General features: G+C 72.1%; 11 protein-coding genes. 8 read left to right on the top strand and 3 right to left on the bottom strand.

Annotated elements, in window-relative coordinates:
* The first annotated feature begins 58 nt into the window (after nt 1-58).
* Nucleotides 59-547 carry a hypothetical protein gene (locus tag I6J71_RS19615; protein ID WP_204096028.1) on the top strand — a complete coding sequence of 163 codons (489 nt, stop codon included), beginning with the start codon at nt 59-61 and terminating at the stop codon, nt 545-547.
* Between the two features lie 159 nt (nt 548-706).
* Here the strand turns inward: I6J71_RS19615 and I6J71_RS19610 are convergent, their stop codons facing one another.
* Complete coding sequence (locus tag I6J71_RS19610; RefSeq protein ID WP_204096027.1) at nt 707-1729, bottom strand: alpha/beta hydrolase-fold protein; 1023 nt, start codon at nt 1727-1729, stop codon at nt 707-709.
* 196 nt (nt 1730-1925) lie between these two features.
* Here I6J71_RS19610 and I6J71_RS19605 point away from each other — a divergent pair, with 196 nt between their 5' ends.
* On the top strand, nt 1926-4175 hold the full coding sequence (locus I6J71_RS19605) for an FUSC family protein (protein WP_204096026.1): 2250 nt from the start codon (nt 1926-1928) through the stop codon (nt 4173-4175).
* Between the two features lie 180 nt (nt 4176-4355).
* Here I6J71_RS19605 and I6J71_RS19600 read toward each other — a convergent pair whose 3' ends face one another.
* Nucleotides 4356-4754, bottom strand: a complete 399-nt coding sequence (locus tag I6J71_RS19600; RefSeq protein WP_239155053.1) for a DUF302 domain-containing protein — start codon at nt 4752-4754, stop codon at nt 4356-4358.
* 162 nt (nt 4755-4916) lie between these two features.
* On the opposite strand from I6J71_RS19600, the gene I6J71_RS19595 reads away from it, so the two are divergent.
* Nucleotides 4917-6038 carry an LLM class flavin-dependent oxidoreductase gene (locus tag I6J71_RS19595; RefSeq protein ID WP_204096024.1) on the top strand — a complete coding sequence of 374 codons (1122 nt, stop codon included), beginning with the start codon at nt 4917-4919 and terminating at the stop codon, nt 6036-6038.
* Nucleotides 6039-6049: 11 nt separating this feature from the next.
* Nucleotides 6050-7390, top strand: a complete 1341-nt coding sequence (locus tag I6J71_RS19590) for an NtaA/DmoA family FMN-dependent monooxygenase (protein ID WP_204096023.1) — start codon at nt 6050-6052, stop codon at nt 7388-7390.
* Nucleotides 7391-7489: 99 nt separating this feature from the next.
* On the opposite strand, the gene I6J71_RS19585 is transcribed toward I6J71_RS19590, so the two are convergent.
* Nucleotides 7490-7945: a MarR family winged helix-turn-helix transcriptional regulator gene (locus tag I6J71_RS19585; RefSeq protein ID WP_204096022.1), complete on the bottom strand. Its 456-nt coding sequence runs from the start codon at nt 7943-7945 to the stop codon at nt 7490-7492.
* 70 nt (nt 7946-8015) lie between these two features.
* Here I6J71_RS19585 and I6J71_RS19580 point away from each other — a divergent pair, with 70 nt between their 5' ends.
* Genes I6J71_RS19580 through I6J71_RS19565 form a run of 4 tightly spaced genes read left to right on the top strand, consistent with a single transcriptional unit; the run spans nt 8016 to nt 14290 of the window.
* Nucleotides 8016-9812 (top strand): thiamine pyrophosphate-requiring protein, encoded by a 1797-nt coding sequence (locus I6J71_RS19580; protein WP_204096021.1) that lies wholly within the window; start codon nt 8016-8018, stop codon nt 9810-9812.
* Nucleotides 9809-10897: an enolase C-terminal domain-like protein gene (locus I6J71_RS19575; RefSeq protein WP_204096020.1), complete on the top strand. Its 1089-nt coding sequence runs from the start codon at nt 9809-9811 to the stop codon at nt 10895-10897. The genes I6J71_RS19580 and I6J71_RS19575 overlap by 4 nt, the downstream gene beginning before the upstream one ends.
* Nucleotides 10898-10910: 13 nt before the next feature.
* Nucleotides 10911-13982, top strand: a complete 3072-nt coding sequence (locus I6J71_RS19570) for an FAD-binding and (Fe-S)-binding domain-containing protein (RefSeq protein WP_204096019.1) — start codon at nt 10911-10913, stop codon at nt 13980-13982.
* On the top strand, nt 13979-14290 hold the full coding sequence (locus I6J71_RS19565; RefSeq protein WP_204096018.1) for a hypothetical protein: 312 nt from the start codon (nt 13979-13981) through the stop codon (nt 14288-14290). Before I6J71_RS19570 ends, I6J71_RS19565 begins: the two co-directional genes overlap by 4 nt.
* Nucleotides 14291-14298: the final 8 nt, after the last annotated feature.

Genomic DNA, 14298 nt, shown 5'->3' with positions numbered 1-14298 from the left:
GTACAGGGGCCAAGTGCCCCAGACGCTCCACGGCAACCACGCCTTACCCCTCAACACCGTGTTCCGCGAGAGCCCCACCTCGGGTGGTCACGTCGCTGTCCACGAACTTCTGGCCAAGAGCGACTGGAGCGCGGCCGCCAGCCTGCGTGCCGTGAGCTACGACCTGTTCGCGCAGGGCTTCGACGCCGGCAACGCGGCCCCGATGCCCTCGTCAGCCTTCGACGTGTTTCGCCCGCACGTCGACCGGGCGGGCTCCGAGCATCACTTCTGGCAGGTGCACACCCCAGACGGCGGCGAGGCCGACATCTACGCCGACGTGCCGCCGGGGACCTTCCTCAGCTTCATGATCAGCCGCTTCTCCGCGGGGCAACCGCTCGACCTGCTCGCCGAGTTCACCGTCCGGGCCGGCGCCGTCATCCTGGCCCCCGGCGGGCCGGCGATGCTGACAGCCGAGGCTCAGCGCCGGCATCTGCCTGACGACTCCCAGCGCGACGCGATCGTCGTGCGCAACGGTGCCGACCTCCGGCAGGCCCTCGAAACGTTCTGACCCACTGCCAACCGATTGCCGGCTCACCGTGCCGGCCGCATCACCGGCATCGACCGGGACCGGATCGCCAGAGACCTCACCGTGTGGCCGGCCGATCTCCGTCGTACCGGCCCACTGAGGCCGGTATTCGTCCAGAGTGGACGCCGGCAGCAGGGAGCGTCAGCGGGCGAGCCGTTCCGCGAGCCACTTCAGCGCGAGCGGGTACCGGTAGTCGACGGCGGCGTGGCCGGCGTCGAACAGTTCGAAGTGGAGGCGGTCCGGGGGCAGGCCGGACTGGAGCACCTCGTCGCGGAAGGCCGTGGCGCCGAGGTCGAGGAACCACTCGTCGCGGGTGCCCGCGTCGATCCACACCGCGCGCAGGTCGCGCAGGGTGGCGGCGTGGCCGGGCGCCATGCGGACCGGGTCCCACGCGAGCCAGCGCTCCCACACCTGCGGCTCGACCACCCCGCTGACCGGGTCGAACGGCAGCTCCGGCGTGCCGTCCGCACGCGCGGAGAAGCAGGCCGCCACGCCGAAGGCGACCAGCAGTGACTCGTCGCCGGGTTTGGTGAACGCCGGGCGCGAGCGGAAGTCGTCCCACCAGCGGAAAACGTCGTGGTCGTAGGTGCGCAGCGCGCGGGCGGCCTTGCCGAACTCGGGCAGGTAGCACAGCTCGTACAGCGCATCGCCCGCGTGGGTGGCCAAGGCGCCGAACAGGTCGGGCCGCAGCATCGGCGTGATCATCGCGCCGAACCCGCCCGAGGACTTGCCGCTGATCGCGCGCGACTCGCGCTCGGGAATGGTGCGGTAGTGCGCGTCGACCCACGGCACGATCTCGTCGCACAGGTAGGAGTGGTAGCGCCCGGTACCCGGGGAGTCGACGAACTGCGAACCGCCGTAGGCCGTCCACGCGTCCACGTAGACGACGACGCAGGCGGGCGCACCGGCGGCGAACACGGCGTCCGCGGTTTCGAGGAAGGACGGGCGGAACGCGGTGCGGTTCGCCCACATCGTCACCTGGCCGGTGTAGCCCTGGATCACGTAGATCACCGGGTACCGCTCAGCGGAATCGTCGTAGCCGGGCGGGACGTAGACCCACAACGGCCGTTCGTGGGGGTCGCCGAGCGGATTGCCGCGCAACAGCTCGGAGGTGAACGGATGGCGGTCGAGGCGGCCGGCGAGCGGGGCGTCCCAGGGCAGCATGAGGACAGTCAACCAGGTTCGCGCATTCGTCGGCGGAGATCCACGGCGCGCGCGTTCCACTGTGGATTCCCGGGCCGGGCGCGTGCCCCCCCCCCCCCCCCCCCCCCCCCCCCCCCCGGTTCTTGACACGCGCGGTTTCCGCCGACCATGCTCGCCCGTGCGGGCGCTGTGCCCCACAACGGAAAGGCACGGCGCGATGGCGGTTCTCGAGTGGCTGCGGGAGCGGGACAACAACCTTTCGGCGCTGCGCCGCACCGGCCGCGCGGCGATCGTGCTCCCCTGCCTGTTCGCGATCGGCAACCTGGTCATCGGCAACCCGGTGACGGCGCTGTTCGCGTCCGTCGGCTCGGTGGCGCTGCTGCTGTTCGTCGACTTCGGCGGCCCGATCCGCGACCGCGTGTTCGCCCAGGGCGCGCTGGTGCTGGCCGGGGCCGCGCTCATCACGCTGGGCACGCTCGTGTCGCGGATCGTCTGGCTCGCCGCGGCGACGACGGTCGTGGTCGCGTTCGTCGTGCTGTTCTCGGCCGTGGTGAGCTCCGTGCTGGCGAGTGCGACGAACTCGCTGCTCGTGTCGTTCATCCTGCCCGCGACGCTGCCGGGACCGGTGTCGACGCTGCCCGACCGGCTGCTCGGCTGGGCCCTGGCCGGCGTTGTGTCGATGGCCGCGATCGCGGTGCTGTGGCCCTCCCCGGTGCGCAACCCGTTGCGGATCGCGACGGCCCGCGCGTGCGCACTGCTGGCGCAGCGGCTGCGGACCGAGGTCGAGTGCGTGCGCTGCGGGTTCCTGCCGAACCTGGTCGCCGAGGTGGACGACGTCGTCGCCGAGTCGACCGCAGCGGTCACGGCGCTGCGCCGCTCGTTCTTCGGCACGCCCTACCGGCCGACGGGCCTGACGACCTCGACGCGCACGCTCGTGCGGCTCATCGACGAGGTCATCTGGCTCGACTCGATCCTCGCGCGGATGCCCGTCGCCGAGGGTCACGGCGTGGCGGGCGACGCAGTCGCCGAGGTCAAGCTCGCGGCCGCACTGCTGCTCGACCACGGGGCCGGCCTGCTGCAGTCCGCGCCCTCGGCCCCCGATGATCTGGCGGGCGAACTGGCGCGCGTTCGCGAAGCCCGGGCGGCGATGGAGCGCGCGGTCACGTCCGCGCTGCCCGACCCGGACACCGCGGAGTTCGTGACTTCGCTCGAGCCGAGCTTCCGCGCGCAGGAGATGAGCTTCGCCATCACGGCGATCGCGCAGAACATCGAACTGACCGTCGCGGCGCGGCGGCGCAGCTGGTGGGAGCACCTCATCGGACGGCGGCCCGACGGCGCGGGCTCGGCGCTGTCGTCCCTGCAGGAGCGCACCGGCGCGCACGTCGTGTGGAACTCGGTCACGATGCACAACAGCCTGCGCGGCTGCATCGCGCTCGGGCTGGCCGTGCTCATCGCCGGGCTGACCGGCGTGGAGCATTCGTTCTGGGTCGCGTTCGGCACCATGGCTGTCCTGCGGTCCAACGCGCTGAGCACCGGCCAGAACACGGTGCGCGCGCTGCTCGGGACCGTCGCCGGGATCCTGGTCGGCAGCGCGCTGATCCTGCTGCTGGGCCACGACACGGCCGTGTTCTGGGTGCTGCTGCCGATCGCGGTGGTGTTCACCGGGCTCGCGCCCGCGGTGATCTCGTTCGCCGCCGGGCAGGCCGGGTTCACGGTGGCGCTGCTGCTCCTGTTCTCGCTCATCCAGCCCGCGGGCCTGCGCCTCGGGCTGGTGCGCGTGGAGGACGTGGCCATCGGGTGCGCCGTGAGCCTGGTGGTGGGCATCGTGTTCTGGCCGCGCGGGGCGGCCGCGGAGCTGCGCCGCGCCGTCGCCGACGGGCTCGCCGAAGCCGCGCGCTACCTGCGCGTGGCCGTCGAGTACGGCGTGAGCCGCTGCGACGAGGCCGTGCCCGACACCGCTGAGCCCGCCGGTGAGAACCGCCGGGCCGCCGCGGCCGCGCGCCGCCTCGACGACGCGTTCCGCGGTTTCCTCACCGAACGCGGTCCCAAGCACGTGCCGCTGGCCGACGTCGCGGCGCTGATCACGGCCGTCGCGGTGCTGCGGCTGACCGCGGAGGCGGTGCTGGACCTGTGGCGCCGCGACACAGGTGGCCCATCGGGCGACCGCACGGCCGCGCGCACCGAGGTCCTCGCGGCGAGCGACGACCTGGCCCGCTGGTACGAGGCCGCCGCGCGCACCCTGACCGGTGCGGCCGCTCTCCCGGCCGTCGTCTCCCGCGACCCGGCCGCCGACGCACGCCTCCTGACCGCGGTCCACCGCGACCTCGCCGGCGATGACCACCAGGGCACCGCGGCCGCCGTGAAGATGATCTGGACCGCCGACCACCTCGACGCGGCCCGCCGCCTCCAGCCGGGCCTGGCCGGCCCGGTCACGGTGGCCGCGCGGCATTCGACACTGCTGACCTGAGCAACCGGCGGAACGCCCGCCCTGGCGAAGCAGCACAACGCTCCGCGACCCCGTTGGCCCGGGTCACGTGAACGCCGAGCGAGCGAGCCGCCCGGTCCAGCACGGTTTCCCGGAGGCCGAAAACCTGCCGGCTTGCTGCAAAGCTGCTGCGCCGGGCAGCGACTGCCGCCCGGCACAGCGCTACTCGGTCGCCTTCGCGACGAGCGTCGGCAGGGCTTTGCCGAGGGCGGCGACGGCGGCCGCACTGGCTTCACCGAGGCCGTGGCGTTGGGCCAGCCAGGTCGTGTCGTTGTAGGTGACGTGGGTGTGGCCGTCCTCGTCTTCCCAGGCCAGAGCCTTGAGCGGGAGGTCGAGGCCGCTCGTGGGTCCGTCGGCGAGCAGCGGGGTACCGCCGCGGCCGTGCCCGAACACGAGCAGCTGCATGGGGCGCAGCGTCAGGCCCGCGGCGACCGCGTTGGCGGCGTGGTCGATCCGCGCGAACACCACCAGCCCCGCCGCCTCGGCCAGCTCCACCAGCCGGTCCACGGTCTCGCCCACCGGCCGGCCACTAGCGACCGTCACCACGCCTTCTCCGGCCATCACCACTCCCTCGTGCGCGCCGTTCCCCCCAGAACGCTACCCGCTCGCGTTATTCCCGATCAGGCGGGAAAACCCCGTGTTTCCCAATGGCTGATCACGGCTGCCCGCCCGACGTGCCCGGGAGCACACTCGAAGGGCAGGGCGAGCGGAAAGGACGGGCGCATGACGGCAGGACCACACCTGGCGATCGCGCTGGAGGGCGCGGGCTGGCACCCGGCGGCGTGGCGGGAACCGGCCGCGCGGCCGGCCGAACTGCTCACTGCCGGCTACTGGAGCGGCCTGGTGCAGGAGGCCGAAGCGGCGAAGCTGGACTTCGTCACGTTCGAGGACTTCCTGTCGCTGCGCACCGGCGCCCGCGGCCCGTTCGAGGACCGCACCGACGTCGTGCAGGGCCGGCTCGACGCGGTGCTGATCGCTTCGCGCGTCGCGCCGCTGACTTCCCGCATCGGGCTGGTGCCGACGGCCGTGGTCACCCACACGGAGCCGTTCCACCTGTCGAAGGCGATCGCGACGCTCGACTACGTCAGCGGCGGCCGCGCGGGGGTGCGGGTGCAGGTGTCGCGTCACGAAGAGGAGTACGCCAACTTCGGGCGCCGCTCCCCCGGCCCGGCCGAGGACCTGTTCGACGAGGCCGCCGACTACGTCGAGGTGCTGCGCCGCCTGTGGGACAGCTGGGAGGACGACGCCGAGATCCGCGACGTCGCCACCGGCCGGTTCGTCGACCGCGACAAACTGCACTACATCGACTTCGAGGGGCGCTGGTTCTCGGTGAAGGGCCCGTCGATCACGCCGCGGCCGCCGCAGGGCCAGCCGCTCGTCGCCGCGCTTGCGCACAACGACGTCGCCTATCGCCTGGCCGAGCGTGCCGCGGACCTGGTGTACGTGACTCCGCGGGACCGTTCGCAGGCCGGCGACATCGTCGGCGCGCTCGACGATCGCCTGAAGGTGTTCGCGGACCTGGTCGTCTTCCTCGACGACAAGCCGGGCGCGGCAGCCGGCCGCAAGGCGCACCTCGACGACCTGGCCGGGGCCGAATACACCTCCGACGCGCACGTCTTCACCGGTACTCCCGCCGAACTGGCCGACCTGCTGCTCGACTGGCACGCCGCCGGCCTCACCGGCTTCCGGCTGCGGCCGGGCTCGATCCCCGGCGACCTCACCGCCATCACGCGCGGCCTGGTGCCCGAACTGCGCGAGCGCGGCGGGTTCCGCCACGACTACGACGCCGCCACGCTGCGCGGCCGGTTCGGCCTGCCGCGGCCCGCGAATCGCTACGCCGCCTGAGGAGGGACCCGATGACGGAGCAGAAGCAGATCCACCTCGCGGCGCACTTCCCCGGCGTCAACAACACGACGGTGTGGAGCGACCCGGAAGCGGGCAGTCACATCGAGTTCAGCTCGTTCGTCAAGCTCGCCCAGACGGCCGAACGCGCCAAGTTCGACTTCTTCTTCCTCGCCGAGGGCCTGCGGCTGCGCGAGCAGAACGGGCTCATCTACGACCTCGACGTCGTGGGCCGGCCCGACACGTTCACCGTGCTCGCCGCGCTGGCCGCGGTCACGGAACGGCTGGGTCTCGCGGGGACGATCAACTCGACGTTCAACGAACCGTTCGAGGTGGCGCGGCAGTTCGCGTCGCTCGACCACCTCTCGGCCGGACGGGCGGCGTGGAACGTCGTGACGTCGTGGGACGCCTTCACCGGCGAGAACTTCCGCCGCGGCGGGTTCCTCCCGCAGGACGAGCGGTACTCGCGCGCCGAGACGTTCATGCGCACGGCGTGGGAGTTGTTCGACTCCTGGCGAGGCGACGAAGTGCTCGCCGACAAGGCGTCGGGCCGCTTCCTGTCCGACGCCCGCGCCGGCGCGTTCTCCCACCAGGACGAGCACTTCACGATCGACGGCCGCTTCCCCGTGCCGCGCAGCCCGCAGGGCCGCCCGGTCATCATCCAGGCCGGCGACTCCGACGAGGGCCGCGAGTTCGCCGCGGCCACCGCCGACGCGATCTTCACCCGCTACGCCGCGCTCGAAACCGGCCGGCCGTTCTACCGCGACGTCAAGGACCGCCTCGCGAAGTACGGCCGCACTTCCGAGCAGCTCGTCATCCTCCCCGCCGCCACCTTCGTCCTCGGCGACACTGACGCCGACGCGCACGAAAAGGCTCACGAGGTGCGGCTCGCCCAGGTCAGCGAGGCGACCGCGGTCAAGTTCCTCGAACAGCTCTGGAACACCGATCTGTCGGACCACGACCCGAACGGCCCGCTGCCATCCTTCGACCCGGTCGTCGGCTCGGAGCTGTTCTCGAAAGGCCGCGCGAGCGTGCGGCAGTACCGCGACCCCGTGGCCACGGCGCACGAATGGCGGCAGCTCGCGGAGGCCAAGAACCTGACATCGCGGGAGCTCATCATCGAGGTCACGGGCCGTCAGAACTTCATCGGCTCCGCCGACACCGTCGCCACCACCATCAACGACCTCGTGCAGCAGGACGCGGCCGACGGGTTCATCCTCGTGCCGCACGTGACGCCGGGCGGGCTGGACGAATTCGCGGACAAGGTGGTGCCGCTGCTGCAGGAACGGGGAGTGTTCCGCACGGAGTACTCCGGGCCGACGCTGCGGGATCACTTGGGGCTTTCGCAGCCGTGAGCCCGCGCTCGCCGCGGATCCCGCACGGGCGTGAGTCGAAGGGAGGTGCCGTCGCCGTGACGGTACCTCCCTCCGTGCGTTCGGCGCGAGCGCCGAAGGTCATTTGCTTGACGCAACTGTTCCTGCACCGTCGGCAGCTTCCGCGAATCGTCCCAACGCCGAGACCACAGCCACGCGCACCTCGGGTGCCAGCTGGTCGAGCACCGCGTCCAGCACGCGGCGCCGTTCCTCGTCCACGCGCTCCACGACCTGGCGGCCCTTCGCCGTCGGCGCGAGCAAGATCTCGCGTTTGTTCAACGGGTTCTGCGCTTTCTGGAGCAATCCCAGAGAAATCAGGCGATCACACGCACGAGTGACCGTCGACGGGTTCATCGTCAGCTCGTCGGCGACGCGGCCCATCGTGACCGGCGTGCGGTCGGCCGCCACGCGCAGGGCGCGGAACTGCGTGAGCGTCAGCTGCCCGGTCGCGTGCTCGACGCTGGAGTCGGCGATGGTGACCATCGCCCGCAACGCGGCGAGCGCGGCGGCGGAATCGCTGGAGAAACTTTGCGGCACGCAAGCATGGTAGGGCCCGAAAACGGGTACAGCGACCTCACAGGCGAATCCGACGCACCGAGGAGCTGTCATGACCCAGACTGTCGGCGACTACGTGCTGCAGCGGCTGCGCGAGTGGGACGTCGAGCAGGTGTTCGCGTATCCGGGCGACGGCATCAACGGCATCGTCGCTTCGTTCGGCAAGGCGGACAACCACCCGCGGTTCGTGCAGGCACGCCACGAGGAGATGGCGGCGTTCGAGGCGGTCGGCTACGCGAAGTTCAGCGGCCGGCCCGGCGTGTGCCTGGCGACCTCCGGGCCGGGGGCTGTCCACCTGCTCAACGGCCTCTACGACGCCAAACTCGACCACGTGCCCGTCGTGGCGATCGTCGGGCAGACGGCGCGCAGCGCGAGGGGCGGCAGCTACCAGCAGGAGATCGATCTCCAGGCGCTGTACAAGGACGTCGCGAGCGAATACCTCGTCGAGGTCACCGTGCCGGAGCAGCTGCCCAACGCGCTCGACCGGGCTTTCCGCACCGCGGTCTCGGGGCGCTGTCCGACGGCGGTGATCATCCCCGCCGACCTGCAGGAAGAGCCGTACAGCCCGCCGAAGCACGTGTTCAAGCAGGTGCCCTCCTCGCCACCGGGCACCTCGTGGCCGCGACCGGTCCCGCCCGAAGGCGACCTCGACGCAGCGGCCGAGGTGCTCAACGCCGGCGCGAAGGTGGCGATCCTGGTCGGGCAGGGCGCGCGCGGGGCGGCCGAGGAGGTCCGCCAGGTCGCGGAGGTCACCGGTGCGGGCGTGGCGAAAGCCTTGCTGGGCAAGGATGTCCTGCCCGACGACCTCCCGTGGGTCACGGGCGCCATCGGCTTGCTCGGCACTCGCCCGAGCTACGAGCTGATGCGTGACTGCGACACGCTGCTGATCGTCGGCTCGAACTTCCCGTACTCGCAGTTCCTGCCCGACTTCGGTCAGGCCCGGGCCGTGCAGATCGACCTCGACGGCCGGTTCATCGGCCTGCGCTACCCGACGGAGGTCAACCTCGTCGGCGACGCCGCCGAGACCCTGCGCGCACTGCTGCCGAAGCTGGCGAGCCGCGAAGACCGCTCGTGGCGCGAGAAGATCGAGCGCAGCGTCGCGTCGTGGTGGGAGACCGTCGACCGCGAAGCCGCCGTCGAAGCCGTGCCGGTGAACCCGATGGCCGTGGTCTCCGAGCTCTCGCGCCGGCTGCCGGACAACGCGATCGTGACCGCCGACTCCGGCTCGTCGACCAATTGGTACGCGCGCAACCTCCGCATCCGCGGCACCATGCGCGGGTCGCTGTCGGGCACGCTCGCCACGATGGGTCCCGGCGTACCGTACGCGATCGGCGCCAAGTTCGCGCATCCGGACCGGCCGGTGATCGCGCTCGTCGGCGACGGCGCAATGCAGATGAACGGCCTCGCCGAGCTCATCACCATCGCCCGCTACCGGCACCTGTGGACCGATCCGCGCTGCGTGATCTGCGTCTTCCACAACAATGACCTCAACCAGGTCACGTGGGAGCTGCGCGCGATGACCGGCGCCCCGAAGTTCGAGGAGTCGCAGAGCCTGCCCGACGTCGACTACGCCGGTTTCGCGCTGTCGCTGGGCCTCACCGCGGTCACCGTGGACAAACCCGGGCAGCTGGGCTCGGCCTGGGACACCGTGCTCAGCGCGGCCAAGCCCGCGGTCCTCGACGTCCGGTGCGACCCGGAGGTGCCGCCGATCCCGCCGCACGTGACGTTCGAGCAGATGAAGTCCGCCACCGAGGCCGTGCTCAAGGGTGATCCGGAGGCGCTGCACCTCGTGGTGCAGGGCGTGAAGACGAAGGTGCAGGAGTTCCTGCCGGGCGGGCCGAACCGATGACCTCGGTCGAACGCGTCACCGCGCGAGCGCACAAAGTACCGACCCCGGCGCCGGAAGCCGACGGCACACTGTCGTGGGACAGCACCACGATCGTCGTCGTCCACGTGGCGGCCGGCCCCGTGCGCGGGCTCGGCTGGACCTACGCCGACGCGGCCTGCGTGCCGCTGATCGAGCACACCCTCGCGCCCGCCGTCCTGGGCGCGCCGCTCGCCGACGTCCCGGCGTGCTGGGCGGCGATGCAGCGCGCGATCCGCAACCTCGGCCGGCCCGGCTTGGTGTCGTGCGCACTGTCCGCAGTGGACATCGCGCTGTGGGATGCTGCGGCGCGATCGCTCGACGTGCCGGTGAGCGGCCTGCTCGGACGGGTGCACGACGAGGTCGACCTCTACGGCAGCGGCGGATTCACCTCGATGACGGACGAGGAGCTCACCGACCAGCTCGAAGGCTGGGTCGCGGGGCAGCGGATCCCACGCGTGAAGATCAAGATCGGCGAGGCGTGGGGCACTCGCGTCGACCGGGACCTCAAGCGCGTGGAGCTCGCGCGCTACGTCCTCGGCAGTGACGCGGCACTGTACGTCGACGCCAACGGCGCGTACTCCCCCGGCTTGGCGCGCCGGCTGCTCGAACCGTTGCGGGACGCAGGCGTCACGTGGTTCGAGGAACCCGTTTCCAGCGACGATCTCGCCGGCCTCGCGAGCCTGCGCAGCTCTGGCGGGCCCGACATCGCTGCGGGCGAATACGGTTACGACCTGCCGGGTTTCGCGCGACTGGTGCCGGTCGTCGACTGCCTGCAGATTGACGTCACGCGCTGCGGCGGTTTCACCGAGTGGCGCCGCGCCGCCGCGCTGGCGGCCGCCGCGAACCGCGAGGTGTCCGGCCACTGCGCGCCGAACCTCGCGGCGCACGCCGCCGTCGCGACGCCGAACTTCCGGCACCTCGAGTGGTTCGCCGACCACGACCGCGTCGAGAACCTGTTGTTCGACGGCTGCCTCGATCCCGGCGGCGGCACCGTCACCCCGTCTCGATCCGCCCCCGGCCACGGCCTGACCTACCGGGCCGACGTCGCGGCCGAGTACCCGGTCTGAAGGAGGACCGCCGATGACCCAAGTGCACGTGCCGGACCCCGTCGTCCGGCACCCGCCGGCACCCGACCTCGACCTCGCCGCGCTGGGCGACGCCCTGCGGGCGCGCGTGCGCGGCGAAGTCCGGTTCGACGACGGCACCCGTGCGGCCTACTCGACCGACGCGTCGAACTTCCGCCAGGTGCCGCTCGGCGTGGTCGTGCCGCGCTCTCCGGACGACGCCGTCGAGGCGCTCGCGGTCGCGCGGGAGTTCGGCGCGCCGGTGCTCTCGCGCGGCGGCGGCACCAGCCTCGCCGGTCAATGCACCGGCGCGGGACTCGTGCTCGACTGGTCGAAATACTGCACCCGGCTGGAGTCGGTCGACGAGGACGCCCGCACGTGCGTGGTCCAGCCGGGGCTCGTGCTCGACGAGCTCAACCGGCAGCTCGCCGACACCGGCCTGCGGTTCGGGCCGGAACCGGCCACGCACATGAACTGCACCCTCGGCGGCATGATCGGCAACAACTCCTGCGGCGCTACCGCGCAGCGCACGGGCAAGGTCGTCGACAACGTCGCCCGGCTCGAAGTCCTGCTCGCCGACGGCACGCGGTTCTGGTGCGGCGAGACCACCGACGAGGAATACGCCGAGATCGAGCACCGCGGCGATCCGCGCGCCGCGATCTACCGGCAGCTGCGCCGGCTGCGCGACGAGTACGCCGCCGAAATCCGCCACCGCTTCCCACAGATCCCCCGGCGGGTCTCGGGCTACAACCTCGATTCCCTGTTGCCGGAGAACCACTTCGACGTCGCCGGGCTGCTCGTCGGTTCGGAGTCCACTTTGGTCACGGTGCTGCGCGCGGAGCTGAAACTGGTGCCGGTGCTGCCCGAGCGGACACTGGTCGTGCTCGGCTACCCGGACATCGCGACGGCCGCCGACGCCGTGCCCGAGATCCTGCCGCACGAGCCGATCGCGCTGGAGGGCGTGGACCACAAGCTGATTCGCGACCAGCAACTCAAGGACATGAACCCGCAGGCGCTGGCGGAGATGCCCCAGGGCCGGGCGTTCCTCATGGTGCAATTCGGCGGCGCCACCACGGAGGAGGTCGACCGCCGCGCCGAGCGGATGCTGGCCGCCCTGCACGACAGCCCCCACGAAGCCGACGTCGCGTTCCTCGACGACCCGGCGCGGGAGACCGAGCTGTGGCAGGTCCGCGAAGCCGGGCTCGGCGCGACGGCCCACGTGCCGGGCCGGGCCGACACCTTCGAGGGCTGGGAAGACTCGGCCGTCGCGCCCGAGCGGCTCGGTGAGTACCTTCGCCGGCTGACCGCGCTGTACGAGGAATTCGGTTACGCCAGCGACACCGGGCCCAGTCTGTACGGCCACTTCGGACAAGGCTGTGTGCACACCCGGATCCCGTTCGACCTCTACACCACCGACGGCGTCGCGACGTACCGGCGGTTCATGGAGCGCGCGGCGGACCTGGTGGCCGAACTCGGTGGTTCGTTCTCCGGTGAGCACGGCGACGGGCAGTCGCGCGGCGAGCTCCTGCCGAAGATGTTCGGCACCGACCTCGTGGCGGCGTTCGGGCGGGTCAAGGCGATTTTCGACCCGGACGACCGCATGAACCCGGGCAAGGTCGTCGCGCCGTACCGGCTCGACGAGAACCTCCGCCTCGGCGGTGCGTGGTCGCCGGCGGACCCACAGGACCTGTACTTCCGCTTCCCCGACGACGGCGGTTCGTTCGCTCAGGCCGCCAACCGCTGCGTCGGCGTGGGCCGGTGCCGGCAGCCCGACACGTCCTCGGGTGAGGTGATGTGCCCGTCGTACCAGGTGACCGGCGAGGAGGAACACTCGACGCGCGGCCGCGCACGGCTGCTGTTCGAGATGCTGCACGGCCACGGGGATAGCCCGATCGGCGACGGCTGGCGCTCCGCGGAGGTACGCGACGCGCTCGACCTGTGCCTGGCGTGCAAGGGCTGCAAGTCGGATTGCCCGGCCGACGTGGACATGGCCACGTACAAGGCCGAGTTCCTCGCCCACCACTACGAGGGCCGCCCGTGGCGGCGGCCGCGGTCGGACTTCACGATGGGCTGGCTGCCCGCGGTGGCGCAGGCTGTGAGCCGCTTGCGGGCCGGGCCGCTGGTCAACGCGCTCACGCGCACGCCCGGCCTCGCGCGGCTGGCGACGCTGGCCGCCGGCATCGAGGACCGCGAGATCCCCGCGTTCGCGGGGGAAACCCTGCAGCAGTGGTTCACCCGGCACCGCCCGGCTGGCGACGGCGCGCGCGGCACGGTGCTGCTGTGGCCCGACACGTTCACCGGCCACTTCCACCCGGGGATCGGCCGCGCTGCCGTCCGCGTGCTGGAGGACGCCGGGTGGCGTGTGACGATGCCGACGGCTCCGGTGTGCTGCGGCCTCACGTGGATCTCCACCGGCCAGCTGGGCATGGCCAAGCGGATCCTGCGGCGGACCGTGCGGGAGCTGGCGCCGCACCTGCACGAAGGCGGGCTGGTCGTCGGTCTCGAACCCAGCTGCACCGCCGTGTTCCGCTCGGACGCCCCCGACCTGTTCCCGGGTGACCAGGACGTCCGGCGGCTGCGGAATCAGACCGTGACGCTCGCCGAGCTGCTGACCGAGCACTCCTCCGGCTACCGCCCGCCGCGGATCGGCGGCTCCGCGATCGCCCAGGTCCACTGCCACCAGCACGCGGTCCTGGGCTGGGACGCGGACAAGGGCCTGCTCGAAGCCGCGGGTGTCGACGCCGAACACCTCGGCTCCGGCTGCTGCGGCCTCGCCGGGAACTTCGGCTTCGAGCAGGGGCACCGGGCAGTCAGCGAGGCCTGCGCGGAGCGGGTGTTGCTCCCCCGGGTCCGCGCCGCCGATCCCGCCACGGTCGTCCTCGCCGACGGCTTCAGCTGCCGCACCCAGCTCCACGAACTCGACAGCGGCGGCCGCGAGGGGACGCACCTGGCCGAGCTGCTGGCCTCGGGCCTCGACGAGGTCCCCGAGCCGGAGCGGCCGCGACGGGGCAAGCGAACCGCGGTGGCCGGCGCCTTCGCCCTCGCCGCGGCGGGGGTCGTGATGGCACGGCGGGGGAAACCACGGTGAGCGTCCGCCGAGTCGCGGCCTCGCGAATCGCCTGGGGCGCGGTGCTGCTCGCCGCCTCGCGCGTGGCTGAGCAGCCTGAAGTGGCGGCGGTGCTGCGGATCCTCGCGGTCCGGCATTTCGTGCAGGCAGCCGTGGGGCTCACGTGGCCGGACAGCGTCGCCGCGCGGTGGGCGTGGCTCGCGGACAGCGCGCACAGCCTCAGCATGACCGGGCTCGCCGCGGCCTCGACGCGGTGGCGGCGGCCGGCGGTGGTCAACGCGGTGGTGGCGGCGGCGTGGGCGAGCGCCTCCCGGGCCGCGAGCAAGTGACGGATCGG

It is taken from the genome of Amycolatopsis sp. FDAARGOS 1241, assembly GCF_016889705.1.
GTDB lineage: Bacteria > Actinomycetota > Actinomycetes > Mycobacteriales > Pseudonocardiaceae > Amycolatopsis.
Note: the sequence above shows the minus strand (reverse complement) of the source record. Positions and strands in the feature narration are given on the sequence as shown.

Excerpts from the sequence above, each read along its gene's own strand:
- I6J71_RS19610 (WP_204096027.1), bottom strand. The coding sequence starts at position 1,729 with ATGCTGCCCTGGGACGCCCCGCTCGCCGGCCGCCTCGACCGCCATCCG.
- I6J71_RS19605 (WP_204096026.1), top strand. The coding sequence starts at position 1,926 with ATGGCGGTTCTCGAGTGGCTGCGGGAGCGGGACAACAACCTTTCGGCG.
- I6J71_RS19600 (WP_239155053.1), bottom strand. The coding sequence starts at position 4,754 with ATGGCCGGAGAAGGCGTGGTGACGGTCGCTAGTGGCCGGCCGGTGGGC.
- I6J71_RS19595 (WP_204096024.1), top strand. The coding sequence starts at position 4,917 with ATGACGGCAGGACCACACCTGGCGATCGCGCTGGAGGGCGCGGGCTGG.
- I6J71_RS19590 (WP_204096023.1), top strand. The coding sequence starts at position 6,050 with ATGACGGAGCAGAAGCAGATCCACCTCGCGGCGCACTTCCCCGGCGTC.
- I6J71_RS19580 (WP_204096021.1), top strand. The coding sequence starts at position 8,016 with ATGACCCAGACTGTCGGCGACTACGTGCTGCAGCGGCTGCGCGAGTGG.
- I6J71_RS19575 (WP_204096020.1), top strand. The coding sequence starts at position 9,809 with ATGACCTCGGTCGAACGCGTCACCGCGCGAGCGCACAAAGTACCGACC.
- I6J71_RS19570 (WP_204096019.1), top strand. The coding sequence starts at position 10,911 with ATGACCCAAGTGCACGTGCCGGACCCCGTCGTCCGGCACCCGCCGGCA.